This window comes from Curtobacterium sp. MCLR17_044, assembly GCF_003234435.1.
In the GTDB taxonomy this organism is placed as follows: domain Bacteria; phylum Actinomycetota; class Actinomycetes; order Actinomycetales; family Microbacteriaceae; genus Curtobacterium; species Curtobacterium flaccumfaciens.
The window spans coordinates 1-26415 of the sequence record NZ_QKTC01000023.1 but is presented as its reverse complement, the minus strand read 5'-3'; the positions used below and the strand labels follow the sequence as shown (position 1 = coordinate 26415).

The following is a 26415-nucleotide window of genomic DNA, read 5'->3' as shown; positions in this document are numbered from 1 at the left end:
ACGTTCCGTCTCGGAACGCGCCCCGGGCCTCCTGGCCGTTGCCGGGCCGTCGGTGACGTCACGCGCGCAGCGACAGTCCACGGGCAGGAGCGCGCGTGGACTGTCGCTCAGTCCGTGAGGTCGGCTGCGGTCCCCGCTGCGGGGCCGGCTGCCAGCCGCTCCGCGGCGTGCAGCAGCCGCGCGGTCACCGGGTGCGCCGGGCGCGCGAAGACCTCGGCGGCGGGGCCGTGCTCGACGACCGCGCCGCGGTGCACCACGAGGACGTCGTCGGCCATCCGCCGGACCGCCCGCAGGTCGTGCGACACGAACACCATCGCCACGCCGGTCTCGTCGCGGAGCCGTTCGAGCAGCCGCAGCACGGCGTCCTGCACCGTGGCGTCGAGGGCGGTCACCGGCTCGTCGAGCACGATCACCTCGGGGTCGGTCGCCAGCGCACGGGCGATCGCGAGCCGCTGTCGTTGCCCGCCGGACAGGGTGCGGGGGGAGCGGGACCGCAGCACGGGGTCGAGGTCGACCTGCCGCAGGGCCGCGTCGACCCGGTCGCCGAGCGCACCGCGCGCCCGCCGTTCGTCACCGCGTGAGAACGCGTCGGCGAGGACCCGCTCCACGTTCCACCGTTCGTCGAACGTCGCGCCGGGGTCCTGCACGACGGCCGCGAGCCGGTGCCGTCGGGGGCGTCGCTCGCGCTCGGGCAGCGGGACCCACGGTTCGTCGTCGAGCGTGACCGTGCCGGCGTCGGGCGTCTCGAGCCCGAGGAGCATCCGCGCCAGCGTCGTCTTGCCCGAGCCCGAGGCGCCGATCACCCCGAGCACTCGGCCGCGCTCGAGCCCGAACGACACGTCGTCCACTGCGAGCACACCGTCGTACTCCCGCGAGAGCCCCTGCGCCGCGAGCACGTCCCTCGCACCGTGCGAGGTTGCCCGCTCGGTGCCGCGGCTGCCGATCGGCGCACGGTGCGGAGTCGTGCGGTCGGTGCGAGGTTGGCCGCTCGGTGCATCGTCAGACGGCTGCACGGAGCCATCGACCTCGCACCGGTCTGCGAGATCGGCACCGTGCGCCGGCGCGGGCGCAGCCGCCGCGGCAGCACCGGCAGCCGCCGCAGCAGCGCCGGCAGCACGCACCAGCGCCCGGGTCGCGGGGTGCACCGGCGCCGCGAAGACCTCGGCGACCGCGCCCTGCTCGACGATCCGGCCCTCGTGCACGACGGCGACCCGGTCCGCCCACCCCGCGACGAGCCCCAGGTCGTGCGTGATGACGAGCAGTCCGGCACCGCGGGCCTGCGCCGCCCGCAGCTGTTCCATCACGGTGACGGCGACCCCGGCGTCGAGCGCCGTCGTCGGTTCGTCGGCGACCAGCAGCGCGGGGGACCCGACGGTCGCCGCGGCGATGAGGGCCCGCTGTCGCATCCCGCCCGACAGCGTCCCGGCGAGCCGGCCGTCGGTCGCGATGTCCGGGTCGAGGCCCACCGCGGCCAGGGCGTCGCGCACGGCGTCCACGCGCTCGGCCGCACGCATCTCGGTGTGCAGGCGGAGGCTGTCGGCGACCTCGCGCCCGACGGGGCGCAGCGGGTCCAGCGCACCCAGGGCCTCCTGGCCGACGTAGCCGACCCGCGATCCCCGCAGCCGGCGCCACCGCCGGTCCGTGTACCCGCCGACGTCGACGCCGTCGACCGTGAACACGTCGGCGTGCACGGCGGCGCCGGGCGCGGACAGACCGAGCACGGCGCGGGCGGTGACGGTCTTGCCGGAGCCGGACGCCCCGACCAGGGCAACGCACTCGCCGGCGTCGACGCGCAGGTCGACTCCGTGCACGATCGGGGTGCCGCCGATGGCGACGGTGAGCCCGCGGACGTCGAGGACGGCGCTCACCGCGCGGCCCCGGTCCGTCGGATCGCCCGGCCGAGCACGGTGACGGCGGTCGCGAGCACCACGATCGCGAGTCCGGGGAAGGTGCTCATCCACGGCGCGGTCTGCAGGTAGGTGCGACCGTCGGCGAGCATCGCGCCCCACTCCGGCGCGGGCGGGGGCGTGCCGACCCCGAGGTAGCTCAGCGCCGAGGCCCACACGACCGCCTGCCCGACCCCGAGCGTGGCGACGGCGACGACGGGCCAGAGCGCCGTCGGCAGCACGTGCCGGACCACGGTGCGGGCGGGGGAGCGGCCGAGCAGCACCGCCGTCTCGACCACCTGCGAACTCCGGGCGGCCCGGACCAGGCCGCGCACGATCCGGGCGTAGCCGGGAGCGGTCGCGAACCCGACCGCGAGCACCGCCGGCACCGGACCCGGACCGGTCACGGCGATGACGACGAGGGCGACGAGCAGCAGCGGCAGGGCGAACGCGACCTCGGTGACGCGGCCGATGACGGCGTCGAGCAGGCGTCCGGGTCGTCCGGCCCCGGCACCGAGTCCGGCCACGACGCCGAGCAGGACGCCCACGCCGCCGCCGATCAGGGTCGCGGCGACGCCGACGACGAGTGATGCCCGGGTCCCCGCGACCACCCGCGCCAGGACGTCGCGTCCGGACTCGTCAGTGCCGAACGGGTGCGCGCCGCTCGGTGCGGCCAGGGCATCCGCGGGGTGCACCGCGAGCGGGTCCCCGCCGCCGAGCAGGGCCGGCCACGCCGCCGCCACGACGGCGACCAGGACGACCACCCCCGCGGCGATGCCGCCGGCGCCGAGCGTCCCCCCACGGACGCGCTCGGTGCCGGCGGCGGTCTGGTGGCCGGGCGCTCCGGTCTGGAGGCCCGGGTCGGCGATCCCGCTCACCGCGCGCCCGCCGGGCGGCCGGGTCCACGGCGTCGCGCACCACCGGGGCGCAGGGCCGCGTTCCGTGCGGTGCTGCGCGGGTCGACGGCACGTTCGACGAGGTCGGCCACGGCCAGCACGACCACGTACGCGGCCGCCGACACCATCGCGATGCCGGCGACGAGCGGCATGTCCCGCTGGGTGACGGCGGTGACCAGGGCGCGGCCGATGCCGGGCAGGGCGAACACGGACTCGACGACCACGGCTCCGGAGACGAGCGACCCGAAGGCCCACGCGGACAGCGCGATCCCGGGCAGGGCGGCGTGCCGGAGCAGGTGCCGTCCGAACAGGCCGAGGCGGGTCTCGCCCCGACCCCGGGCGGCGAGTGCGAAGGCGGAGCGCTGTGCGTCGACCACGCCGTCGCGCACGGTCTCGGCCAGGTACCCGGCGACCGGCACGGCCACGGTCAGCACCGGGAGCACCCACCCGCGCGCGGTGCCGTCACTGACCGCCGGCACCCACCCCAGGGTCGTGGCGAACACCACGATGAGCACGCTGCCGAGCCAGAAGTGCGGCATCACGCTCGCGGTGACGCTCAGGGCGCTGGTGAGCCCGGCGGCGATCCGGCCGCGTTGCGTCGATGCCCACGCGGCGACGATCGCCAGCACCCAGGCGACGACGAGGCCGGCGACCGCGAGCGTCAGCGTGACGGGCAGCTGCTGGGCGAGGAGCGTCGCGACCGGGGTGCGGAAGGCGTACGAGTCGCCGAGCTGGCCGGTCGCCAGACGTCCGAGGAACACCGCGTACTGCACCAGGACCGGCTGGTCGAGGCCGTACTCGTGGCGGACCTGGGCGACGGCCTCGGACGAGGCCTGCGAGCCCGGTCCGCCCAGGATCGCGAGCGCCGGGTCACCGGGGATGAGCCGGATCGCGACGAAGACGATCGTCGCGACGGCCCAGAGCACGCCGATGCCCCCGGCGAGCCGCCGGACGGCCCACCAGACCCACCGCATCCGTGTCAGCGGTCGATCCAGGCGGTGCCGAACCACGGCGTCGAGACCGGGGTGGTCCGGATGCCGTGCACGGACGAGCGCACCAGGAAGTGGTTCTGCTGGTCGTACAGGGGGAGCACGGTGTCGCTCGCCAGGATCGCCTTCTGCGCCTGCTCGTACAGGTCGGCGCGCTCGTCGGCGTCCGAGGTGCGGGCGGCCTGCTCGAGCAGCCGGTCGACGGCGGGGTCGTCGAGCTGGGCCAGGTTCGCGAAGTAGCCCGACGGTGCCGGTTCGATGCTCGCGCTGTCGTACAGGATGCGCAGGACGTCGGGGCCGACCTTCGTGTACGGGGCGCTGACGACGTCGTACTCGTTCGCGGCGAGGGCGGCGTACCAGCTCGACAGGTCGAGTTCGTCGAGGACGACCTTGAACCCGACGGCCTTCTCGGACGCCTGGATCTGCTGGAACAGGCTGCGCTCGGCCGGCACCGACTGGTTCGTCGAGACGGGGAACGTCACGGTGAGCTGCTGGCCGTCCTTCTCGCGGATGCCGTCGGACCCGACCTTCCACCCGGCGTCGTCGAGGAGCTGCTTGGCCTTGGTGGGGGAGTAGTTGAACCGGCTCTTCTCGGAGTACGCGAGCGGCTCAGCGCTCGAGAGCACCGAGTACGAGCGCTTCGCAGTGCCGAGGAACAGCGACTGCAGGCCGGGGTCGATCTCGGCACCGGCGATGAAGGCCTGGCGCACCGCTTCGTCGCGGAACACCCCGTGCCCGGAGTTCAGCTCGAGCCGGTTCGAGGCGCCGGGGCGTGGGGCGTCGAGGTCGCGGATGGCGCCCTTCGCCGACGCGGCCTTGAGCTGGTCGGGCTGGGCGTTGTCAATCACGTCGACCTGACCGGACTGCAGTGCGGCGTAGCGCGAGGTCGAGTCCGGCAGGAACCGCCACGTGATGCCGGACAGACGCGGCTTCGTCGCACCCCAGTAGTCGGTGTTCTTCGTCAGGGTGACGCGGTCGCCGTGCTTCCAACCGGTGACCTCGAAGGGGCCGGTGCCGACGGGGGACTCGCAGTTCGTCGCCTGCTTCCGTTCGAGCGCCTTCGGGGACTCCATGCCCACCCAGGGCTGCGAGAAGGACTCGAGCAGCGCGCTGTCCGGTCGGCTCAGCGTCAGCGTGACGGTGTGCTCGTCGGTGGCGGTCGCCTTCGTGATGGACTGCAGCGCCAAGTACCCGGTGCTCGAGGCGGTGGCCGGGTCCTGCACGTGCTCGATGTTCGCCACGACCGCGGCGGCGTCGAACGGGGTGCCGTCGGTGAAGGAGACGTCGTCAAGCAGGGTGAACGTCAGGGTCTTCCCGTCGTCGCTCGTGCTCCACTTCGTCGCGAGCTCGGGCGTGGGCTTGCCGTCCTCGAGCCCGACGAGCTCCTCGATGTACTGCGTCGCCAGGAGTGCCTGCGGGTAGTTGCCGCCGACGTGCGGGTCGAGGCAGGTCGGTTCGGCGTCGCCGGAGGCGTAGGTGAGCGTGCCGCCCGCGACCGGGGTGCTGCTCCCGGTGCTCGTGCCCGGTCCGCTGCAGGCAGCCAGGACGAGCAGGACCGCCGAGGCGCCCGCGACGGCGGTGAGGGTTTTCTGTACTGAGTCCAAGATCATGGCTGAACGAGTCTAGCGGTTTACTGGGGCCCATGGACGAACCGATCCGCCGCGGTGGCCGACCCCGACGCTCGAGCGCCGAGGTGCTCGCGGACGCCGCCGCCGAGCTCTTCCTCGAGCAGGGGTACGGACGCACCACGGTCGACCAGATCGCCGCCCGCGCCGGGGTCAGCCGTGCGACGTTCTTCAACTACTTCCCGGCGAAGGCCGACGTGATGTGGCTCGAACTCGACGCCGCCGTCGCCGGGCTGCCCGGGTACCTCGCCGCGTCGACCGAGCCGAGCGTCGTCCGGGCCGTCGAACAGGCGCTGCTCGCGGCAGCCCGTGCCCACGACCCCGAGCGCGTGCCGTGGGCCGTCGCGCAGGCCGAGGTGATGGGCATCGGGCCCGAGCTGGTGGCGGGCGTCGCGGTCCGGGTGACGGCGCAGCACGAGGCCGTCGCCGCCTTCGTCGCCGGCCGCACGGGGGAGCAGCAGCGCTCACTCTGGCCGCAGACGGTGTCCGGCGCGATGCTCGGTGCCGCCGCCGCGGCGTTCGGGGTGTGGGTCACCGACGGGGTCGGCCGCCGTGCGCTCGTCGAGTACGTCGCGGCGGCACTCACCCCGGTGGTCGCGGGCCTCGACGCCCGCTGACGCGCCGGCGTCTTCGCGCGACGCCGCCTCGACGGCGAGACGCCGTTGGATCCTGCGGCGTCTCGAGCACGTGGCGGCGTCTTGCTGACACGCCGGCGTCCCACGGGCCGCGCGCGGGGCGGTGGACGTGACGGGCGGCGGACGGGAGGCCCGTGGCGGCCTGGCACCGCGCCCCCCGTCCGACGTTCGGTCGCCCGCGGAACACGCCGGCGTCTTCACCTGACGCCGCCTCGACGGCGAGACGCCGTTGAATCCTGCGGCGTCTCGAGCACATGGCGGCGTCGGACGGACACGCCGGCGTCCTGCGACACCAGCCCGACACCCACCCGCGCGCCCAGTCGCTCACTCCGTGCGCAGGGTCCCCGCGCCACCGGACGCCACGTCCGAAGCCGTGCCGTCCCGCACGACCTCGGGCACGTCGCCGTCGGTCGGCACCAGGGACTCGTCGCCCGGGTAGCTCAGGGTGAGGACGGCCTCCTCGATGTACGGGCTGTCCTCGAGCGACTGCTCCACGTCGCGCAACCGCACCGCCACGTGCTCCTCGGTCTCGTTGCCCGTCAGGTCGACGGCCGCGACGAGGTACACCCGCGACGGCCCCACGAACTCCAGGTGCAGGTAGGTGACCCGCTCCACCTGCGACCGGCCCAGCAGCTCGACGAGCACCGCGTTCTCGAGCTCGGGCGACGTGCTCTGACCGAGCAGGAACCGGCGGTTGCGGTCGATCAGGACGATCGCGACGACCCCGAGCAGCACACCGATCGCGATGGAGCCGAGCGCGTCGAAGACCGCCAGCCCGGTGACCTGGTGCAGGAACACCCCGAGGAACGCCACGACCAGGCCGATCAGCGCCGCCGCGTCCTCGGCGAACACCGCACGGAGCGTCGGGTTCGACGACTGCAGTACGTGCCGCAGCACCGGGACCTTGCGCTTGGTCGCTGCACCGTGCGCCTGCCGGTACGCCTGCAGGAAGCTCGTACCCTCGAGCAGGAACGCGACCCCGAGCACGACGTAGTTGAGCACGACGTCCTCGGCCGGCCCGGTGTCCCCGAACTCCGAGATGCCGTGGTAGATCGAGACGATCGCACCGGCCGTGAACAGGCCGAACGCGGCGAACATCGACCAGATGTACGTCTCGCGTCCGTACCCGAGCGGGTGCGCGGTGTCCCGCTTCTTGCCGCCCCGTCGTTCCGCGACGAGCAGGAACACCTCGTTGCCGGTGTCGGCCCAGGAGTGCGCCGCCTCGGCCACCATCGAGGCCGAACCCGAGACGAGCGAGGCGACCGTCTTCGCGATCGCGACGAGCAGGTTCGCCCCGAACGCGATCAGGACGGTGACGAGTGACTCTGGGCGTTCTTCTGCGGGCATCACTCAAGCATGCTCCCGTCCGGTAAAGTCGTCTTCCAAGAGCGTCGATCCGGCCATCACCGGGGAGCTTCCGGAAGAACGCGGAGCGCACCAGCGGCTCCGTCAGTAGAACCGGGCGGGTTCGGGACCGTCACCACCCCCGACACAGAGTGGTCGCACAGCGCACGTTGGGCGGCAAACGAGGTGGTACCGCGGAACCTGTTTCCGTCCTCGTGGAGATCGAGCGAACCCACAAGGAGTCCCGGTGCCGTACCCGTTGAACGCCGATGCCGATGGCGTCGTCCCCTCGCCGAGCTTCCCCGCCGTCGAGCGGGGCATCCTCGCCTTCTGGAAGCGCGACGACACGTTCCAGGCGTCCATCGACGCGCGACAGGGCTGCCCGGAGTGGACCTTCTACGACGGCCCGCCCTTCGCCAACGGCCTGCCGCACTACGGGCACCTGCTGACCGGCTACGCCAAGGACGTCTTCCCGCGCTACCAGACCATGCGCGGCAAGCAGGTGCACCGCCGCTTCGGCTGGGACACCCACGGCCTGCCCGCCGAGCTCGAGGCGATGCGGCAGCTCGGCATCACCGAGAAGCACGAGATCGACGCCATGGGCATCGACGTCTTCAACGCCGCCGCCAAGAAGTCCGTGCTGCAGTACACCGACGAGTGGCAGGAGTACGTCACCCGCCAGGCGCGCTGGGTCGACTTCGAGGACGACTACAAGACCCTCGACGTCACCTTCATGGAGAGCGTGCTCTGGGCGTGGAAGCAGCTCTGGGACAAGGGCCTCGCCTACGAGGGCTTCCGGGTCCTGCCGTACTGCTGGAACGACCAGACGCCGCTGTCCAACCACGAGCTGCGCATGGACGACGACGTCTACAAGATGCGCCAGGACCAGTCCGTCACCGTCTCGTTCCCGCTGCACGGCGACCGCGCTTCCGCGCTCGACCTGACCGGTGTGCGGGCGCTCGCCTGGACGACGACCCCCTGGACCCTCCCGACGAACGCCGCCCTGGCGGTCGGTCCGGAGATCGCGTACGCGGTCGTCCCGGCAGGGCCTGGAGGCGCGGCTGACGGTGCCGACGCCGGTTCCGTCTCCTACCTGCTCGCGTCCGACACCGTGGCCGCGCACGCGAAGGAGCTCGGCTACGCCTCGGGTGACGAGGCGCTCGCCGCCGTCGCGCGCACGCTGACGGGCACCGAGCTCGACGGCGTCGAGTACGAGCGTCTGTTCGACTTCCTAGCCGACCAGGAAGGGTACGAGAACGCTTGGCGAGTACTGGTCGCCGAGTACGTCGAGACCGGTGAGGGCACCGGCATCGTGCACCAGGCCCCGGCCTACGGTGCCGACGACCAGGAGGTCTGCGCCGCCGCCGGCATCCCCGTCGTGCTGTCCCTCGACGAGGGCGGCGTCTTCACGTCGCAGTTCGGCGAGGTCGCCGGCATGCTCTGGTCGGACGCGAACAAGCCACTGACCAAGGCGGTCCGCGACGCCGGGCGACTGCTCCGCCAGGCGTCCTACGAGCACAGCTACCCGCACTGCTGGCGGTGCCGGAAGCCCCTCATCTACAAGGCCGTCTCGTCGTGGTTCGTCCGCGTCACCGAGCTCCGTGACCGCATGGGCCAGCTCAACCAGGACATCAACTGGGTGCCGGACAACGTCAAGGACGGCCAGTTCGGCAAGTGGGTGGGCAACGCCATCGACTGGTCGGTCTCGCGCAACCGTTACTTCGGCACGCCGATCCCGGTGTGGCAGTCCGACGACCCCGAGTACCCGCGCACCGACGTGTACGGCTCGCTCGCCGACATCGAGCGCGACTTCGGTCGCCTGCCGGTGAACGCCGAGGGCGAAGTCGACCTGCACCGGCCGTTCATCGACGACCTGACGCGGCCGAACCCCGACGACCCGACGGGCAACTCGACGATGCGCCGGATCACCGACGTGTTCGACGTGTGGTTCGACTCCGGCTCGATGCCGTACGCCCAGGTGCACTACCCGTTCGAGAACGCTGCGTGGTTCGAGTCGCACAGCCCGGCCGACTTCATCGTCGAGTACATCGGGCAGACGCGCGGCTGGTTCTACGTCATGCACGTGCTCTCCACCGCGCTGTTCGACCGGCCGGCGTTCCAGAACGTCATCAGCCACGGCATCGTCCTCGGCTCGGACGGCCAGAAGATGTCGAAGTCGCTCCGGAACTACCCGGACGTCTCCGAGGTCTTCGACCGTGACGGCGCCGACGCCATGCGCTGGTTCCTGATGTCCTCGTCGGTGATCCGCGGCGGCAACCTCGTCGTCACCGAGGAGGGCATCCGCCAGGGCGTCCGCGAGTTCATGCTGCCGCTGTGGTCGACGTACTACTTCTTCACCCTGTACGCGAACGCCTCGGGCCCCGACGGGTACCGGGCCCAGCGCCGGACCGACTCGACCGACGTGCTCGACCGGTACCTGCTCGCGAAGACCCGGGTCCTCGTCACCGACGTCCGGACACACCTCGACGCGCTCGACACCCCGCTCGCGGCCCAGGCCGTCCGCGACTTCGCCGACGTGCTCACGAACTGGTACGTCCGCCGCTCGCGCGACAAGTTCTGGACCGGGGCCGACGCGGACGCCGGTGTCGAGACCCGTGCGGCGTTCGACACGCTGTACACCGTGCTCGAGACCCTGACCCGGGTCGCCGCCCCGCTCGCGCCGCTCGTCACCGAGGAGATCTGGAAGGGCCTGACCGGCGGACGCAGCGTCCACCTGACGGACTTCCCGGACCCCGACGAGTTCCCCGCCGACGACGCCCTCGTCGACGCGATGGACCGCGTGCGCGACGTCGCCTCGAAGGGACTGGCGCTCCGCAAGGCCACCGGCAAGCGCGTTCGCCTGCCCCTGGCCACGCTGACCCTGGTGGTGCCGGACCCGGCCGCGGTCGAACCGTTCGCCGACATCCTGCGCGACGAGCTCAACGTCAAGCGCGTGGTGCTCGAGGCCCAGGCCGAGGAATCGCTGGCGCAGTACGGCATCGAGCGGAAGCTCACCGTGAACGCCCGCGTCGCCGGCCCCCGCATCGGCAAGCAGGTGCAGCAGGTGATCCCGGCCGCCAAGAAGGGCGACTGGACCGCGACCGACTCCGGCGTGACCGTCGGTGGCGTCGACCTGATCGAGGGCGAGTACTCGCTCGACCTCACCGTGGCCGACGCCTCGGTGGCCGTGGCGTTCCTCGACGAGGGCGGCTTCGTCGTGCTCGACACCGTGACCACGCCCGAGCTCGAGGCCGAGGGGCTGGCCCGTGACGTCGTCCGCGCTGTCCAGCAGGCCCGCCGCGACGCCGACCTCGACGTCAGCGACCGCATCGCCCTGACCCTCCGGGTGGACGGCACGGCCGACGGCGCGGTCCGCGCGCACCAGGAGCTCATCGCCGGGGAGACCCTGGCGACGAGCGTCGAGATCGTGCCCCTCGGGGCGGACGACACCACCACCGACGTCGGTGACGGTGCGAAGGTATCCGTGGAGGTAGCACGCGCATGAGTGACCACGACCAGTACGACGACCACGAGGCGAACGAGGAGTTCGTCGGACACGACGAGCTCGACGGTCACGGTGTTGACGGGCGCGACGCGGACGGCATCCGGATCCCGGTCGGCCCCTCCGGCGACGCTCCGGCCGACGCCGTGCCCTACGGCGGCGACGACGACGAGGTCCGCCGCGTCGAGGCCGCCCTGTACGCCCGCATCGGCGAACAGGCCCCCGAGCGCCGACTGACCGCCACGCGCCGCGCCGTCGAGCTGCTCGGCGACCCGCACCTGGCGTACCCGGTGATCCACGTGACGGGCACGAACGGCAAGACGTCGACCGCGCGCACCATCGAGAGCATCGTCCGGGCGCACGGTCTGCGGACCGGCCTGATGACGAGCCCGCACCTGGTGTCGATCCGGGAGCGCATCGTGGTCGACGGCCAGCCGATCGCGGCGGACCGGTTCGTCGAGAACTGGGACGACATCGCCCCGGTGCTCGAGATCACCGACCGCGAGCTCGCCGACAAGGGCGAACTCCCGCTGACCTTCTTCGAGGCGCTCACCGTGCTCGCCCTGGCGTGCTTCGCCGAGGCCCCGGTGGACGTCGCCGTGATCGAGGTCGGCATGGGCGGCGAGTGGGACTCCACCAACGTCGTGCAGAGCCAGGTGTCGGTGTTCACGCCGATCGCCATCGACCACGCGAAGCAGCTCGGTGCCACGGTGGCCGAGATCGCCCGCACCAAGTCGGGCATCATCAAGCCGTCGTCCGCCGTGGTGTCGAGCCGGCAGGTCCCCGAGGCCCTCGCCGAACTCGAGCGCGCCGCCGAGCTCACCGAGTCCACCCTGGCCGTCGAAGGTACGGTGGGCCCCTTCGAGCCGGTACCTGACCGTCGCGAAGCGGCGGGCAGGCCGAGCTCGCAGGGATTCAGCGTCGTCGACGTCACCCCGGCCGTGGGTGGACAGCTCATCACCGTGCAGGGCATCGCCGGCCGCTACGACGACCTGTTCCTCCCGCTGTTCGGCCGGCACCAGGCCGAGAACGCCGCCGTGGCCATCGCGGCGGTCGAGTCGTTCCTCGGTCGCGGGGCCCAGGCCCTCGACGAGGACGTCCTGTCCGAGGGCATCGCCGGCACGACCAGCCCCGGTCGCCTGCAGCCCATCGCGACCGACCCGACCGTCGTCGTCGACGCCGCGCACAACCCGCACGGTGCGAAGGCCCTGGCCGAGGCGCTGCCGGTCGCGTTCCCGTCCGAGCACGTCGTCGGCGTCGTCGGGATCCTCGGCGACAAGGACGCCCGCGGGTTCGTCCGCGCGCTCAAGGACACCGTCGCCACGTTCGTCGTGACGCAGCCGCCGGGGGAGCGTGCGCTCGACGCGGACGAGTTCGCCCGGGTCGTCGTCGACGAGGTCGGTGAGGACCGCGTCGTCGTCGAGCCGTCCCTGGCGTCCGCACTGCAGGAAGCGCGCAGCCTGGCCGACGAGGCCGACGCCGAGGACGCCCTCGTGCTCGTCGCGGGCTCCATCGTGATGGTGGGCGCGGTCATGGACCTCGTGCACCGCGAAGGCGAGGCGAAGTGACGGACGCACCACGGGCCTCCCGGCCGGGCCGCGCACCGCGCACCCGGAAGCCGCGCCGCGAACGCGGGGCGCAGGAGAGCCTGCTCTCGATCACGCTCGTGCTCGAGGCGATCATGTTCTTCTTCCCCATGCTCGTCGTCTTCGGCAAGGGCACGCTGCCGCCCGCAGCGGCCTTCGGCGGGGGCATCGGGGCGATCATCGTCCTCGCAGCTGCCTCACGTCTGATGGGCAACCGGGCCGGTGTATGGTTCGGGTGGCTGCTGCAGGCGGCCATCCTCGCCACCGGGTTCATCGAACCGTTCATGTTCGCGGTCGCCGTGGTGTTCCTGGCGCTGTGGGTCTTCTGCTTCGTCAAGGGCGGTCAACTGGACCGTCAGAACGCCGCGCGCCGAGCGGCCATGGGCGAGGACTGACCACCACATTCGACCCCGAACACAGGGAGTACTGCGTGTCCGACTTCGAAGAGACCCTCGTCCTCGTCAAGCCCGACGGCGTCGCCCGCCAGCTGACCGGTGAGATCCTCCGCCGGATCGAGGCGAAGGGCTACGAGCTCGTCGACCTGAAGATGCTCACCGCGCCGCGTGACCTGCTCGACGCGCACTACGAGGAGCACCAGGGCAAGCCGTTCTTCGAGCCGCTCGTCGAGTTCATGCAGTCCGGTCCGGTCGTCGCCGTGCGCGTCGCCGGCAACGGTGCGATCGCGGGCTTCCGCTCGCTCGCCGGCACCACCGACCCGACCTCGGCCGCGCCCGGCACCATCCGTGGTGACCTGGGCCGCGACTGGGGCCTCAAGGTGCAGCAGAACCTGGTCCACGGTTCGGACAGCCCCGAGTCGGCCGCGCGCGAGCTCGCGCTCTGGTTCGCCTGAGCGACGGGGACGACGTGACGAACAGCGACCGACCCACCAAGAACGAGCGGCGTCAGCATGCCCGAGAGGTCGCACGCCAGCGCGCCGACGCCGAGAAGCGCCGCAAGCGCCGCAACAAGTGGTTCCTGCAGGGCGGCATCGGCCTGGGCATCGTGGCGATCGCCGCGATCATCGCGATCGTCGTGGTGAACGTGAACAACGCGCCCGTGGTGTCCGCAGCCGGGCCGAAGAACATGGCCACCGGCGCGATCCAGTTCACCGGCCAGGACGGCAAGGTCACCCCGGTGACCACGCCGGCCGTCTCCGCGACGGGCTCGGCCTCGCCGGTCCCGACGGCGAACAGCGACGGTGCCGTGACGGTCACCGAGTACGTCGACTGGGCCTGCCCGGTCTGCAAGCAGTTCGAGGCGGCCTACTCCGACCAGATCCTCGACAAGGTGAAGTCGGGCGACGCGACCCTGGCGATCCAGCCGGTGTCGATCCTCGACCGCAGCTACGCGGGCTCCCGCTACGCCAGCCGCGCCGCGAACGCCGCCATGTGCGTGGCGAACTACGCGCCGGACAAGTTCCTCGACGTGCAGACGCAGTTCTTCGAGAACCAGCCGGCCGAGGGCACCAAGGGCCTGACCAACTCCGAGATCGCGAAGCTCGTCAAGGCGGGCGGCGCGACCGGTTCGGACCTGTCCCAGTGCCTGTCGTCCGAGCAGTTCAAGGGCTGGGTGACGAAGTCGACGCAGGCCGTCACCACGAACGAGGCGCTCGCGGGCACGCAGGGCTTCGGCACGCCGACGATCGTCGTCGACGGCAAGCGCCTGGACGACCTGAGCACCGTCATCACCGCGATCGACGCCGCGGCGAAGTAGCACTCCCCGAACGACCGACGGCCCTCGCTCCCTTCCGGGAGCGGGGCCGTTCGTCGTGAGTGGGGGGCGGGGGAGGCTAGGACGCCCTGCCGTGCTGCCGGACGAAGGCCGCGAACGCGTCGACGTCGGCGAGGGATGCCGCACCGTCCGCGTTGTACTGCTCGCCGTCGACGATGATCGTCGGCGTGCTCGTGATCCCGTCGAGGGACGAGTTCGGCACCGGGTCGTTCATCGCCCGGTTCGTGGCGTCGGCGACCCACCCGGCGAAGTCCTGCCGGGTGATGCACGGTGCCACGGCCGGGTCCGTCGCCCCGGCTTCGTGCGCGAGGGACGCCAGCTCGTCGTTCGTGAGTCCGCGCGTGCTCTCCGAGGGCTGGTGGTCGTAGAGCGAGCTGTTGAAGGCCAGGAACGCGTCCGGGTCGTGGTCCGCGACGCACGCGGCAGCCGCAGCGGAGCGGGTCGAGTACCGCGATCCGAGCGACACGCGGTCGAGCAGCCCGAGCGGATGCAGCTCGAGGGTGGCGGTGCCGTCCTCCACCCACTGTCGGATCCGGGGCATCTGGGCCGTCTCGAACTGGTTGCAGTACGGGCACATGTAGTCCGCGTAGATCGTGATCGCGGTCTTCGAGCCGTCCTGCGCGGTCGGCGTCGGGGTCCCGCCGTCGGGCACCGCTCGCGTCTCGACGGGCACGATCCTGCCGTGCACCCCGGTGAGCAGGACGCCGTCGCTCGCCGTGTTCCGCGGACCCGGTCCGGCGGGCTGCACGGAGTTCGCGATGACCAGGACGACCACCGCGACCACCGCGAGGCCCCCGACGATGATCCCGCTGATGCCGAGTGTGCGGAGGCGACGACGGCGCGACTGCTCCGCCGCCCGTGCCGCTCGCGCACGTTCCCGTGCGGCGTCCCGGCGCGGCCTGCTGCTCTCGATCTCGCTCATCGATCCCGAGCGTAGGGGCAGCGGGGACGGCTCAGAAGCTGGTGAGGACCGCGGGGAACTTGATGATGATCGTGACGATGATGACCAGGTAGTTCGCCAGCGCGAACGCCCAGCTGAAGGGCAGGAGCGACCGCCCGACACGCTGTGCCCCGGCGCCGAAGCGACCCTGGGCGGCGTTCCAGATCGTGAACACCCAGAACATCGGGATCGTCATCGACCAGACGAGCATGCACCACGGGCACAGCGCGCCGATGACGAACACGGTCTGCGTGAACAGCCAGGTCACGAACACCCATGCCAGGAAGACCCCGGCGTTGAAGACGATCCAGAACCAGCGCGAACCGTTCCGGAACCCGGCGAGCAGCAGCACGGCGACCGCGATCGGGGCGACGAACCCCATGACGCCGAGCAGCGGGTTCGGGAACCCGAACAGGTGCCCCTGCCAGCTGGCCATCACGTCGGAGCAGTTGATGAACGGGTTCACGTCACAGCTCAGGACGGCCTTCGGGTTCTCGTACTTCGTGAACTCGTCGAGGACGAGCCGGAACGAGCCGAAGAGGCCGACGATCCCGGTGACGAGCAGGAAGACCGCCATCGCGATCGGACGACGGGGGGCAGGTGCAGACGCGGTCACGCGGTCATCATCGCATGCGGGTTCCGGTGCTTTCCGGGTGCGGCATGCGATAATGCCTGGAGGTCGTGCGGCCAACCGCACACCGAAGAGAGCTTTCCGAGTGACGCCCCACCGGGCCGAACCCGGACGATCCGGTGCGGTGAGAGCGCACTGTGGTCGGGCAGCGTCACTCCGATGCCGAGCCGGAACGGGCCGGGTGCCCGGACCGGAACGGGCGCGGACGCAACGAGAAGTTGACGCGGACCGATCACGAGACAGCGAGCGCGGGGGCGTCGACGCCGCCCGCCACGACACAGAATTCCCGCCACCCGAAAGGGTGCGAGTGGGGCCGAGGAGTGCACCAGTCCATGGTGGAGCAGAACAACGACAACACGACCAACGACGAGAACGCGCCGAAGCGCCGGAGCCGCCTGTTCGGCGGTCGCCGCGCCCGGTCGTCCGGCCAGGAGGCCCGTGGGGGCGCCGAGCAGGCACCCCACGCCGACGAGACCCTCGCGCTGACGGGCGGCGCTGACGCCCGTCCCGCGGCCAGCGTCGCGTCGGCCGGTTCGCCGGAGTCTCCCGATTCGCCGGACTCGCCCGACTCCCCGGCATCGCCGGCGTCGCCCGTCGAGCCGACCGACACCGGGGCGGTCTCCGTCGCGGTCGAGGCCGTCGCCGACAGCGGTGCCGAGCCGCACGACGTGAGCACGCTGACCGGCGACCTGCCGGTCGTGACGGGCGACCGGTCGGCCACCGCGACCGACGGCGCGGACGCGGACCGCGCCTCCCGTCCGACCGACGCCGCACCGACGGCCGAGGCGAGCGACGACGCCGTACCCGCCGACGAGCCGTTCGTGCCGAAGGCCACGAGCACGCTCAGCCTGATCTTCCACGCGCCGGTGCTGCCGGAGCTGCCGCAGCGCGCGCCCCGGTTCGAGCGCGATCGTGACCGCGACCGCGACCGCGACCACGACCGCGACGAGGACGACCGCTACGACCGCGAGGATCGGTTCGACCGCGACCGCGATCGCGACCGTGACGACCGCGACGACCAGGGCGGCTCGCGCCGTCGCTCGCGTCGCCGTGGTTCGAGCGCCGACCGCGAGGCCCGCGAGCCGCGCGACCACCAGGAGCCGCGCCGCCGCGAGCCGGAGCTCATCACCGAGCCGCAGCGCATCAAGGGCTCGACCCGGCTCGAGGCGAAGAAGCAGCGCCGTCGTGACGGCCGCGATGCCGGACGCCGCCGCCAGGTGGTCAGCGAGGACGAGTTCCTCGCCCGCCGCGAGAGCGTCGACCGCCAGATGATCGTCCGCTCCAGCTCGTCGACGATCGAGATCGGCGTGCTCGAGGACGGCATCCTCGCCGAGCACTACATCACCAAGTCCGAGAACGTGTCGCTCATCGGCAACGTCTACCTCGGCAAGGTGCAGAACGTCCTGCCCTCGATGGAGGCGGCGTTCGTCGACATCGGTCGTGGCCGGAACGCCGTGCTCTACGCCGGTGAGGTCGACTGGAACTCCGTCGAGACCGGCAACCACGGTCGCCGCATCGAAGCAGCACTCAAGCCGGGTGACAAGGTCCTCGTGCAGGTCACGAAGGACCCGGTCGGCCACAAGGGTGCCCGCCTCACCAGCCAGATCTCGCTGCCGGGTCGCTACCTGGTCTACGTGCCGAACGGCTCGATGAACGGGATCTCGCGCAAGCTGCCGGACACCGAGCGTGCCCGACTGAAGAAGATCCTGAAGGAGGTCCTGCCGGAGCACGCGGGCGTCATCGTGCGCACCGCTGCCGAGGGCGCGACCGAGGAGCAGCTCACCCGCGACGTGCAGCGCCTGACCAGCCAGTGGGAGGCCATCCAGAAGAAGGTCGCCGGTGGCCACGCCCCGGTGATGCTGCACTCCGAGCCCGACCTGCTCATCAAGATCGTGCGTGACGTCTTCAACGAGGACTTCACGAAGCTGATCATCGACGGCGAGGCCGCCGGCGGCACCATCGACGAGTACCTGTCGGCCGTCGCCCCGGACCTCAAGGACCGCGTCGTCCGGTACGAGGGCCCCGACTCCTTCGAGGAGTTCCGCCTCAACGAGCAGATCGACAAGGCGCTCGACCGCAAGGTCTGGCTGCCCTCCGGTGGTTCGCTCGTCATCGACCGCACCGAGGCCATGACGGTCGTCGACGTCAACACCGGCAAGTTCGTCGGCTCCGGGGGCAACCTCGAGGAGACGGTCACGAAGAACAACCTCGAGGCCGCCGAGGAGCTCGTCCGCCAGCTCCGCCTGCGCGACATCGGCGGCATCATCGTCGTCGACTTCATCGACATGGTGCTCGAGGAGAACCGCGACCTCGTGCTCCGCCGCCTGGTCGAGTGCCTGAGCCGCGACCGCACGAAGCACCAGGTCGCCGAGATCACCTCGCTCGGCCTCGTGCAGATGACCCGCAAGAAGATCGGTGTCGGCCTGCGCGAGTCCCTTGACGAGGTCAACGCGAAGATCAACGACAACAACGCCGACCCGGGCCCGAGCAAGGGCCGTCGCAAGGGCCGCGGCGGGAACGGCAACGAGAACGGCCGATCCGACAACGGCAACGGCAACGGCGGCAAGGGGAACTCCGGTTCCTCGGGGCAGTCGAACGGTGCCTCCGGCCAGGCGCACCAGATCACCGACGACGTGAAGAACGCGCTGTCGCGGATCGCCGCATCGACCCTGTCGCACGACGAGCAGGAGGCCGCAGCGGCTGCCGTGACCGCGACGGAGGCCACGGCACCGTCGTCGGCCGACGCGTCGACCGGCCCGGACAGCACGGGTGGCGAGCAGTCGACCGGTTCGAAGCGTCGTCGCCGTGGCCGTGGCGGCCGCGGGGCAGAGCAGCAGAGCGGAGACCAGCAGAGCGGCGACCAGCAGGCCGCTGCCGATGCTCGGGCCACCGATGCGCCGCAGGCACCCGCTGCCGAGCAGTCGGACGCGCCGGGGTCGTCGGTCACCGCTGAGCCCGCCGTGATCGTCGAGTCCGAGGCTCGCGCGCCGAAGGTCGCTGCTCCGGCGGTCACCGAGCCCGCAGCCGCACCGAAGGCGAAGGCCCCGGCCCGTCGTCGCGTGAGCTCGAGCGCCACCGTGACGCCGACCGACAACACCGTGGCGATCCTGGACATCCCGATCGCCGCGGCGCCCAAGCGCGAGCCCCGCGCGGTCGCCCCGGATGCCGAGTCCCTGCTCGACTCGGTGCTCCAGGCGCTCCCGGAGCCGAAGCAGCCCGGACAGGGGCGCTCGCGCTCCCGCCGGGTCTCGTCGCCGAGCATCAGCGCTCCCGCCACGCCGACGGAGGAGTCGACCGACGACGCCGACGGCTCCGACGGCGCAGTGATCCTGGGGAACTGACGTGACGAACCCGGGCGACCCGCAGCAGCAGCGTGGGTACTACGGTGCGGGCTGGTCCCAGCCCGCACCGCCCGGCCCGGGTGCCCAGCAGCCCGGCGGCCCGGTGCCGCCGCAGCAGGGCGGTGTGCCGCAGTACGGGCGTCAGCCCGGTGCCGGCGCGCCGTACGCTCCGCCGCGGCCGCCCCGTGCCCCGGCCGATCCCCGCCGGGCCTTCGCGCCCGGTGCCTCGGTGACGAACACGGCCGGTGCGCTCATCGCCGTGGTGGCCCTGGTGCTCGTCGAGTTCGTGTCCGGGCTCTTCGGGCTGCTCGGCACCTCGCTCGTGGTCAGTCCGTTCCGGCACTACGGCGCCGGCACGAGCCTGCTCGGCAGCTTCACGACCGGGGTCTTCGTGGCTCCGTTCCCGTACTACGTCGGCGCGTTCCTGGCCCTGGCGTTCCTGACGCCGATCGACCGCCGCAGCCCGCTGCCGAGACTCCTGCTCCGCGTGGTCCTCGCCGGCGCCGCGGGCACGGTGGCCCTGATGCTCGTCGGGGTGTTCACCGGCTCGTTCGGAGCGGCCACCGCCGGCGGCTCCCAGCTCGTCATCGACGTGCTCACGCGGCCGCTGCAGAACGGTCTGCCGTTCACCGTGATGCTCCTGGCGACCGCCACGGCGGCCTGGCTCTGGCTCGGTCGGCCGCGCCGCGGACGTGGCTCGTCGACGACTCCGGGGATGCCGGGCACCGTCCGACCCGCCGACGCGGTCCCGCCCTCGACGATCCAGCCGCAGGCACCACAGCAGCCACAGCAGCAGCCGCCGGCACCGTACGGGCAGGGGCGCGTGCAGCCCGACCCCCACGGCCAGTACGGCGGCCAGTACGGCGCCGGGCCACGCCCAGACCAGCAGCAGCCCCCGGCGAACCCCTGGGGCGGTCCAGCGCCCCGCTGAGCCCGTTCGCGCGGCCCTGCGAGCCGGCGGCGCACCGTGTGCGGCGCCGGGCGGGGCAGGCCAGCGCCGCGCCTCCCGGGCGTCCGGACGGGCGGTCAGAGACCGCGCTTGTCCCGCTGCGCCACGCGCAGCCCACTGCGGATCAACCGCAGCACGAGCTCGCGACCGGTCACGGCCGAGGCGCCAGCGGCCACCAGTTCGTCGTACCGCGAGAGCGGGACGTCGTAGTGGTCGTGGTCGAACGCGCGGCGCGGCACACCGGCCCGCGCAGCGAACGCGTGGAGTTCCGCGTAGGATTCATCACTGACGAGGTGCGACCACAGTGTGTCGTGGGCGGGCCACGTCGGTGGGTCGATCAACACGGTCACCGTGCAATCGTACGGGTGTCGCCGTTTGACCGGACCCAGGGTGATCGAGTATTCTCGGTCCCTGGTGTCAGCGGGCCGTTCTGCCTGCGTCGCCGATCGGGCCCGGCCTTCCGGGAGCCGCTCGTGCAGAAGTGGGCACCCGAGACTTCCCTCAAGCAGAGTTACGTAAGGATTTCCACGTGGTTTACGCAGTAGTGCGCGCCGGCGGCCGTCAGGAGAAGGTCGAGGTCGGCACCATCCTGACCATCGACCGTGCCAAGGCGGACGACAAGGGCAACATCGACCTCGCCCCCGTGCTCCTCGTGGACGGTGACAAGATCACGTCGGCGGCTTCCGAGCTCGCGAACGTGACCGTCACCGCCGAGGTGCTCGACGACCTCCGTGGTCCCAAGGTCATCATCCAGAAGTTCAAGAACAAGACCGGGTACAAGAAGCGCCAGGGTTTCCGCGCTGAGCTGACCCGCGTCAAGATCACCAAGATCGCGTAAGGGAGTCAACTCATGGCACACAAGAAGGGTGCGAGTTCCACTCGCAACGGTCGTGACTCGAACGCACAGCGCCTCGGCGTGAAGCGCTTCGGTGGCGAGGTCGTCAACGCCGGCGAGATCATCGTCCGCCAGCGCGGCACGCACTTCCACCCGGGCGCCAACGTCGGCCGCGGTGGCGACGACACGCTGTTCGCCCTCTCGTCCGGTTCGGTCGAGTTCGGCACCAAGGGTGGCCGCAAGGTCATCAACATCGTCAACGCGTAGTCGTTCGAACGACTGCAGCTGGAGGGGCGGGCCGAGTGCCCGCCCCTCCTTCGCTTTTCCCGCCGACGATCCCGTCGGCACAACGAAACACCTGGAGTGGACCCATGGCGACCTTCGTCGACCGCGTGACCCTGCACCTCAGCGCGGGGCACGGCGGCAACGGCTGCGTGTCGGTCCGCCGTGAGAAGTTCAAGCCCCTCGCCGGGCCCGACGGCGGCAACGGCGGTGACGGCGGCGACATCGTGCTCGTGGCCGACCCGCAGGTGACGACGCTGCTCGGCTACCACCGATCCCCGCACCGGTCGTCGAAGAACGGGCAGCCCGGCATGGGCGACCACCGCAGCGGTGTCAGCGGCGAGGTCCTCGAGCTCCCGATGCCCGTCGGCACCGTGGTGTACGACGAGTCCGGCGAGGTCATCGCCGACCTCACCGAGCCCGGCATGCGCGTCGTCGTGGCCCCCGGTGGACAGGGCGGCCTCGGCAACGCGGCACTCTCCACCACGAAGCGCAAGGCTCCCGGCTTCGCGCTGCTCGGCACCGAGGGCTGGGCGGGGGACATCAGCCTCGAGCTGAAGACCATCGCCGACGTGGCCCTGGTCGGGTTCCCGAGCGCCGGCAAGTCCTCGCTGATCGCGGCCGTCTCCGCCGCCAAGCCGAAGATCGCGGACTACCCGTTCACGACCCTCACGCCGAACCTCGGTGTCGTCGAGTCCGGTGACACCCGCTTCACCGTCGCAGACGTCCCCGGTCTGATCGAGGGCGCGTCGGAGGGCAAGGGCCTGGGGCTCGAGTTCCTGCGCCACGTCGAGCGGTGCGAAGCGCTGCTCCACGTCATCGACTGCGCCACGCTCGACCCGGGCCGCGACCCGATCAGCGACCTCGACGTCATCCTCGGCGAGCTCGAGCGCTACCCGGTCCCCGAGGGCCAGGTGCCGCTGCTCGAGCGCCCGCAGCTCATCGCCCTGAACAAGATCGACGTGCCCGAGGCGCAGGAACTCGCCGAGTTCGTCACCGCCGAGCTCGAGGGCCGCGGCTACCGCGTCTTCCCGATCTCCACGGCGTCCCGCAAGGGGCTCCGCGAGCTGACGTTCGCCCTGGCCGACATCGTCGAGCAGGCCCGCGCCGCCCGTGCGGCCGAGCCGGTCCCGGAGCGCATCGTGCTCCGCCCCCGCTCGGTCAACGAGAAGCCGTTCACCGTGCGCGCCGAGGGCGGCGAGGAGCACCGCTTCTACCGCGTCCGCGGCGCCAAGCCGGAGCGCTGGGTCCAGCAGACCGACTTCACCAACGAAGAGGCGATCGGCTACCTGGCCGACCGGCTCGCCAAGCTCGGCGTCGAGGACGGCCTGTTCAAGGCCGGAGCCGTCGCCGGCTCCACCGTCGTCATCGGTGGCGACGGCGGCATGGTGTTCGACTGGGAGCCCACGCTCACGTCGACCGCGGAGCTCATCACGAGCGCCCGTGGCACCGACGCGCGCATCGGTGCGACGTCGCGTCCGACCCGCAACGAGCGGCGCGAGGAGTACTTCGAGCGGATGGACGCCAAGGCGGCCGCCCGTGCCGAGCTCGAGCAGGAGCGCGTCTCCGGACTCTGGGTGGACGACGACGTGGTGACCAGCGACCAGCTCGGCACCGGCGACCAGTTCGACGCCGACCAGGTCGAGACCAGCGACCAGAAGGACTGACCGCGGCATGACCGACACGACCGCCCGCACCGACCTCGGACCCGTCACACGGCGCGAGGACATCCCGCGTGCGCGGCGGATCGTCGTCAAGGTCGGCTCGTCCTCGGTCAGCGGTGACGCCGCCGGCCAGATCGGCCCCCTGGTGGACGCGCTGGCTGCCGCCTACGGCCGGGGGACCGAGGTCGTGCTCGTGTCGTCCGGTGCGATCGCGACCGGGTTCCCGTTCCTCGGGCTCGAGGGCCGGCCGGACGACCTCGCCACGCAGCAGGCGGCGGCGGCCACCGGGCAGAACGTCCTGATGTTCCGGTACCAGAAGGAGCTCGACCGGCACGGTGTCGTCGCGGCGCAGATCCTGCTCACCGCCGGTGACCTGCAGAACCCCACGCACCGGGTGAACGCCCAGCGCGCCATCGACCGCTTGCTCGCCCTGCGCGTGCTCCCGATCGTGAACGAGAACGACACCGTCGCCACGCACGAGATCCGCTTCGGCGACAACGACCGGCTCGCGGCCCTGGTGGCCCGGCTGCTCGGCGCGGATGCCCTCGTGCTGCTCTCCGACGTCGAGGCGCTCTACACGGCACCCCCGGAGCAGCCCGGCGCGACCCGCATCGACGAGGTGCCGTTCGGCGACGAGCTCGCCGGGGTCACCTTCGGCTCGATCGGCACCGCCGGTGTCGGCACCGGGGGAGCGGGGACCAAGGTCGCCGCCGCGCGGCTCGCGGCCGAGGCGGGCACCGCGGTGCTCGTGACCGACACGGCGCTGGTCGACCGCGCGCTGGCCGGGGAACACCTCGGTACCTGGTTCCACGCCGCGCCGCGTCCCTGACGCAGTCGGCAGTGCGCCGCGCCGCGTCGCGCCGGTGGCAGCGAGCGGTCACGACTCGCCGTCGGGACGGCGTCGACTGGTCGGAGACCGTCGGTGTGGGCGTCGCGGAGCGACGGTCTGTGACCGCTCGCGTGGCGCAGGACGACGTGTCGTGACCGATTGACGGGGTGGGCGCGACCGCCTGGAGGCCCGGCGCCGGTCCCGGGGACCGGTGCCGGGCCTCCAGGCGGTCACGACTCCCCGTCGGGACGCCGTCGAACGGTCGGGAACCGTCGGTATAGGCGGCGCGGAGCGACGATCGGTGACCGCTCGGCAGGCGGGTGACGACGTGTCGTGCCCGCTGGAGCGGCGGACCGAGCCTGGAGGCACGGCGAGCGTCAGCAACGCCCGTCACGAACCGAGGAGCGGACCTACAATCGGTCCATGTCGTCGATCGCGCCCGCCCCGACCCTCACCGACAAGCTCGTGGCGGCACGGGCCGCCTCGTCGGCGCTCGCGACCGCGACGACCGCCGTCAAGGACGCGGCCCTCGGCGCGATCGCCTCGGCGGTGCGTGCCGCGACCGACGAGATCGTCGCCGCGAACCACGACGACCTCGTCGCCGGCGAGGACGGCGGGCTCTCGTCCGGGCTGCTCGACCGGTTGCGACTCGACCCCGTCCGGATCGAGGCCCTCGCCGCCGCGGTCGAGCACGTCGTCGGGCTGACCGACCCCGTGGGCGAGCACGTGCGCGGGTCGCAGCTGCCGAACGGACTCCAGCTCACCCAGGTGCGCGTGCCGTTCGGTGTCGTCGGGGCCATCTACGAGGCACGCCCGAACGTCACCGTCGACATCGCCTCACTCGCGCTCAAGTCGGGCAACGCCGTCGTGCTCCGCGGCGGGTCGGCGGCCCAGCACACGAACGCCGTGCTCGTCGCCCGGATCCAGGACGCGGTCGAGTCGGTCGGGCTGCCCCGCGACCTGGTGCAGACCATCGACGAGTTCGGCCGCGCCGGTGCCACCGAGCTCATGCGGGCACGGGGCCTGGTCGACGTGCTGATCCCACGGGGGAGCGCCGCGCTCATCCAGACCGTCGTCACCGAGTCGCAGGTGCCCGTCATCGAGACCGGTGCGGGCGTCGTGCACGTGTTCCTCGACGCGTCCGCGCCCGAGCAGCGTGCGGTCGACATCGTCCTGAACAGCAAGGTGCAGCGGCCGAGCGTGTGCAATGCCCTCGAGACCCTCCTGGTGCACGAGGCCGCGGCCGAACGGCTCCTGCCGCTGCTGGCCGACCGGCTGCGGGCGTCCGGTGTGACGCTGCGCGGCGACGACGCCACGCGGGCGATCGTGCCCGGGGTGCTCCGCGCCACCGACGACGACTGGGCGACCGAGTCGATGGACCTCGACCTGTCGATCCGTGTCGTGCCCGACGTCGACGCGGCGATGGCGCACATCGCCCGGTGGTCGACGCACCACACGGAGTCGATCGTCACGAACGACGTCGACACCGCCGAACGGTTCCTGGCGACCGTCGACTCGGCGGTCGTGATGGTGAACGCCTCCACCCGGTTCACCGACGGCGGCGAGTTCGGTTTCGGGGCCGAGGTCGGCATCTCGACGCAGAAGCTGCACGCGCGCGGCCCGATGGGCCTGCCGGAGCTCACGAGCACGAAGTGGATCGTGCGCGGGTCCGGGCAGATCCGCGGCTAGACTGAACGGCGTCTTTCCCCGACCGAACGGAGCACGAACGATGACCCTCCTCGCAGAAGCTGCTGAGCACGCCTCCGGGGCGCCCGCGTTCGTGTTCCCGATGGTCGGCGCCCTCTTCTTCATCTTCCTCGGCTTCGTGACCTGGAGCTTCCGCGACGTGGCCTACCGCCACTCGCAGAAGTTCGAGGCCACCCGCCACCACGAGACGGGTGTCGACGAGTTCGGTCACACCAAGATCTGACCGACCACTCGATGCTCGAGACCACCGGACGGCCACGCATCGGCGTGATGGGTGGCACGTTCGACCCCATCCACCACGGGCACCTGGTCGCGGCGTCCGAGGTGGCGCGGGCGTTCGACCTCGACGAGGTCGTCTTCGTCCCCACCGGACAGCCGTACATGAAGTCCGACGTCACCGACGCCGAGCACCGGTACCTGATGACCGTGATCGCCACCGCGTCGAACCCGATGTTCACCGTCAGCCGTGTGGACATCGACCGCCCGGGGCCGACGTACACCGTCGACACCCTGCGGGACCTGCACGAACAGCGACCGGATGCCCAGCTCGTCTTCATCTCGGGCGCAGACGCCGTTCAGCAGATCGTCGACTGGAAAGACCATGATGGTCTCTGGGACCTCGCGCACTTCGTGGCCGTGACGCGTCCGGGACACGCCTTGAGCCTCACCGGATTGCCCGAGCGGGACGTAAGCTTGCTCGAAGTCCCTGCACTGGCCATATCCTCGACGGATTGCCGTGACCGGGTTCGACGGGGGTTCCCCGTCTGGTACTTGGTTCCCGACGGTGTCGTCCAGTACATCTCCAAGCACCATCTGTATCGGAGCGTTGCATGAGTTCGTCCGACGCGCAGCCGCCCCTGTCGCGGCGCCAGGCGCGCGAGCGGGAGCGTGCCGCCGCGGCCGGTTCGCAGCCCGCGACGCCGCCCCCGACCGTCGCCGCACCAGCCGCCGAGACCGCCGAGTCCCGTCGTCGCCCCGGGTCGCACGTCGCCCCGGCCCCCGGTGGCCCCGCCCAGTCATCCGCACCGGCATCGGCGCAGACC

The 26415-nt window shown here is 71.8% G+C and carries 23 protein-coding genes and 1 pseudogene; 16 read left to right on the top strand and 8 right to left on the bottom strand.

Features of this window, described 5'->3' with window-relative positions:
* Nucleotides 1-107: 107 nt before the first annotated feature.
* The 4 genes from DEJ04_RS15470 to DEJ04_RS15455 are packed head-to-tail and all read right to left on the bottom strand — an operon-like array spanning nt 108 to nt 5381.
* On the bottom strand, nt 108-1868 hold the full coding sequence (locus DEJ04_RS15470; protein WP_111047654.1) for an ABC transporter ATP-binding protein: 1761 nt from the start codon (nt 1866-1868) through the stop codon (nt 108-110).
* Nucleotides 1865-2764 (bottom strand): ABC transporter permease, encoded by a 900-nt coding sequence (locus tag DEJ04_RS15465; RefSeq protein WP_027464704.1) that lies wholly within the window; start codon nt 2762-2764, stop codon nt 1865-1867. Before DEJ04_RS15465 ends, DEJ04_RS15470 begins: the two co-directional genes overlap by 4 nt.
* On the bottom strand, nt 2761-3756 hold the full coding sequence (locus tag DEJ04_RS15460; protein WP_111047653.1) for an ABC transporter permease: 996 nt from the start codon (nt 3754-3756) through the stop codon (nt 2761-2763). The genes DEJ04_RS15465 and DEJ04_RS15460 overlap by 4 nt, the downstream gene beginning before the upstream one ends.
* 5 nt (nt 3757-3761) lie before the next feature.
* On the bottom strand, nt 3762-5381 hold the full coding sequence (locus DEJ04_RS15455; protein ID WP_111047652.1) for an ABC transporter substrate-binding protein: 1620 nt from the start codon (nt 5379-5381) through the stop codon (nt 3762-3764).
* Between the two features lie 32 nt (nt 5382-5413).
* Between DEJ04_RS15455 and DEJ04_RS15450 the strand changes: the two genes are divergently transcribed.
* Nucleotides 5414-6013: a TetR family transcriptional regulator gene (locus DEJ04_RS15450; protein ID WP_111047651.1), complete on the top strand. Its 600-nt coding sequence runs from the start codon at nt 5414-5416 to the stop codon at nt 6011-6013.
* A gap of 342 nt (nt 6014-6355) precedes the next feature.
* Here DEJ04_RS15450 and DEJ04_RS15445 read toward each other — a convergent pair whose 3' ends face one another.
* On the bottom strand, nt 6356-7378 hold the full coding sequence (locus DEJ04_RS15445; RefSeq protein WP_111047650.1) for a cation diffusion facilitator family transporter: 1023 nt from the start codon (nt 7376-7378) through the stop codon (nt 6356-6358).
* A 244-nt stretch (nt 7379-7622) separates the two neighbouring features.
* Between DEJ04_RS15445 and ileS the strand changes: the two genes are divergently transcribed.
* From ileS to DEJ04_RS15420, 5 genes are read left to right on the top strand one after another with little or no spacing between them, the layout of a single operon-like run.
* Nucleotides 7623-10880: an isoleucine--tRNA ligase gene (gene ileS / locus DEJ04_RS15440; protein ID WP_111047649.1), complete on the top strand. Its 3258-nt coding sequence runs from the start codon at nt 7623-7625 to the stop codon at nt 10878-10880.
* Nucleotides 10877-12445 (top strand): folylpolyglutamate synthase/dihydrofolate synthase family protein, encoded by a 1569-nt coding sequence (locus DEJ04_RS15435; protein ID WP_181436848.1) that lies wholly within the window; start codon nt 10877-10879, stop codon nt 12443-12445. Before ileS ends, DEJ04_RS15435 begins: the two co-directional genes overlap by 4 nt.
* On the top strand, nt 12442-12858 hold the full coding sequence (locus DEJ04_RS15430) for a DUF4233 domain-containing protein (protein ID WP_111047648.1): 417 nt from the start codon (nt 12442-12444) through the stop codon (nt 12856-12858). The genes DEJ04_RS15435 and DEJ04_RS15430 overlap by 4 nt, the downstream gene beginning before the upstream one ends.
* A 35-nt stretch (nt 12859-12893) precedes the next feature.
* Entirely contained in the window at nt 12894-13313 is a 420-nt protein-coding gene (gene ndk, locus DEJ04_RS15425) for a nucleoside-diphosphate kinase (protein ID WP_017885984.1), read from the top strand.
* A 14-nt stretch (nt 13314-13327) separates the two neighbouring features.
* On the top strand, nt 13328-14176 hold the full coding sequence (locus DEJ04_RS15420; RefSeq protein WP_111047647.1) for a thioredoxin domain-containing protein: 849 nt from the start codon (nt 13328-13330) through the stop codon (nt 14174-14176).
* Between the two features lie 76 nt (nt 14177-14252).
* Here DEJ04_RS15420 and DEJ04_RS15415 read toward each other — a convergent pair whose 3' ends face one another.
* Both DEJ04_RS15415 and DEJ04_RS15410 read right to left on the bottom strand, forming a co-directional pair.
* Complete coding sequence (locus tag DEJ04_RS15415) at nt 14253-15116, bottom strand: thioredoxin domain-containing protein (protein WP_111047646.1); 864 nt, start codon at nt 15114-15116, stop codon at nt 14253-14255.
* A gap of 31 nt (nt 15117-15147) precedes the next feature.
* Nucleotides 15148-15750: a vitamin K epoxide reductase family protein gene (locus tag DEJ04_RS15410; RefSeq protein ID WP_239001455.1), complete on the bottom strand. Its 603-nt coding sequence runs from the start codon at nt 15748-15750 to the stop codon at nt 15148-15150.
* A 347-nt stretch (nt 15751-16097) separates the two neighbouring features.
* Here DEJ04_RS15410 and DEJ04_RS15405 point away from each other — a divergent pair, with 347 nt between their 5' ends.
* Both DEJ04_RS15405 and DEJ04_RS15395 read left to right on the top strand, forming a co-directional pair.
* Nucleotides 16098-19106, top strand: coding sequence for an Rne/Rng family ribonuclease (locus DEJ04_RS15405; RefSeq protein WP_181437851.1), 3009 nt, complete (start codon nt 16098-16100; stop codon nt 19104-19106).
* A gap of 1 nt (nt 19107) precedes the next feature.
* Complete coding sequence (locus DEJ04_RS15395; RefSeq protein ID WP_111047644.1) at nt 19108-20037, top strand: hypothetical protein; 930 nt, start codon at nt 19108-19110, stop codon at nt 20035-20037.
* Nucleotides 20038-20132: 95 nt separating this feature from the next.
* Here DEJ04_RS15395 and DEJ04_RS15390 read toward each other — a convergent pair whose 3' ends face one another.
* Nucleotides 20133-20405 (bottom strand): DUF4031 domain-containing protein, encoded by a 273-nt coding sequence (locus tag DEJ04_RS15390; protein ID WP_071405560.1) that lies wholly within the window; start codon nt 20403-20405, stop codon nt 20133-20135.
* Between the two features lie 179 nt (nt 20406-20584).
* Between DEJ04_RS15390 and rplU the strand changes: the two genes are divergently transcribed.
* From rplU to DEJ04_RS15350, 8 genes and pseudogenes are all read left to right on the top strand, one after another.
* Entirely contained in the window at nt 20585-20893 is a 309-nt protein-coding gene (gene rplU, locus DEJ04_RS15385) for a 50S ribosomal protein L21 (RefSeq protein WP_027464715.1), read from the top strand.
* A 12-nt stretch (nt 20894-20905) separates the two neighbouring features.
* A complete protein-coding gene (gene rpmA / locus DEJ04_RS15380) occupies nt 20906-21157 on the top strand; it encodes a 50S ribosomal protein L27 (RefSeq protein WP_017885976.1) in 252 nt (83 codons plus the stop codon).
* 104 nt (nt 21158-21261) lie between these two features.
* A complete protein-coding gene (obgE, locus tag DEJ04_RS15375; RefSeq protein WP_110864846.1) occupies nt 21262-22839 on the top strand; it encodes a GTPase ObgE in 1578 nt (525 codons plus the stop codon).
* Between the two features lie 7 nt (nt 22840-22846).
* Nucleotides 22847-23665, top strand: a complete 819-nt coding sequence (gene proB / locus DEJ04_RS15370; RefSeq protein WP_217499638.1) for a glutamate 5-kinase — start codon at nt 22847-22849, stop codon at nt 23663-23665.
* 423 nt (nt 23666-24088) lie between these two features.
* Nucleotides 24089-25354: a glutamate-5-semialdehyde dehydrogenase gene (locus DEJ04_RS15365; RefSeq protein WP_071405563.1), complete on the top strand. Its 1266-nt coding sequence runs from the start codon at nt 24089-24091 to the stop codon at nt 25352-25354.
* A gap of 40 nt (nt 25355-25394) precedes the next feature.
* Complete coding sequence (locus tag DEJ04_RS15360) at nt 25395-25595, top strand: hypothetical protein (RefSeq protein WP_035807661.1); 201 nt, start codon at nt 25395-25397, stop codon at nt 25593-25595.
* An 11-nt stretch (nt 25596-25606) separates the two neighbouring features.
* Entirely contained in the window at nt 25607-26206 is a 600-nt protein-coding gene (gene nadD, locus DEJ04_RS15355) for a nicotinate-nucleotide adenylyltransferase (protein ID WP_027464719.1), read from the top strand.
* Nucleotides 26203-26415, top strand: a pseudogene (locus tag DEJ04_RS15350) (hypothetical protein); the annotation flags it as partial. The gene nadD and the pseudogene DEJ04_RS15350, both read left to right, overlap by 4 nt.

Coding starts and splice junctions, on each gene's coding strand:
- DEJ04_RS15455 (WP_111047652.1), bottom strand. CDS start 5,381: ATGATCTTGGACTCAGTACAGAAAACCCTCACCGCCGTCGCGGGCGCC.
- proB (WP_217499638.1), top strand. CDS start 22,847: ATGACCGACACGACCGCCCGCACCGACCTCGGACCCGTCACACGGCGC.
- DEJ04_RS15450 (WP_111047651.1), top strand. CDS start 5,414: ATGGACGAACCGATCCGCCGCGGTGGCCGACCCCGACGCTCGAGCGCC.
- DEJ04_RS15365 (WP_071405563.1), top strand. CDS start 24,089: ATGTCGTCGATCGCGCCCGCCCCGACCCTCACCGACAAGCTCGTGGCG.
- rpmA (WP_017885976.1), top strand. CDS start 20,906: ATGGCACACAAGAAGGGTGCGAGTTCCACTCGCAACGGTCGTGACTCG.
- DEJ04_RS15405 (WP_181437851.1), top strand. CDS start 16,098: ATGGTGGAGCAGAACAACGACAACACGACCAACGACGAGAACGCGCCG.
- DEJ04_RS15435 (WP_181436848.1), top strand. CDS start 10,877: ATGAGTGACCACGACCAGTACGACGACCACGAGGCGAACGAGGAGTTC.
- DEJ04_RS15460 (WP_111047653.1), bottom strand. CDS start 3,756: ATGCGGTGGGTCTGGTGGGCCGTCCGGCGGCTCGCCGGGGGCATCGGC.
- obgE (WP_110864846.1), top strand. CDS start 21,262: ATGGCGACCTTCGTCGACCGCGTGACCCTGCACCTCAGCGCGGGGCAC.
- nadD (WP_027464719.1), top strand. CDS start 25,607: ATGCTCGAGACCACCGGACGGCCACGCATCGGCGTGATGGGTGGCACG.
- DEJ04_RS15415 (WP_111047646.1), bottom strand. CDS start 15,116: ATGAGCGAGATCGAGAGCAGCAGGCCGCGCCGGGACGCCGCACGGGAA.
- DEJ04_RS15445 (WP_111047650.1), bottom strand. CDS start 7,378: ATGCCCGCAGAAGAACGCCCAGAGTCACTCGTCACCGTCCTGATCGCG.
- DEJ04_RS15360 (WP_035807661.1), top strand. CDS start 25,395: ATGACCCTCCTCGCAGAAGCTGCTGAGCACGCCTCCGGGGCGCCCGCG.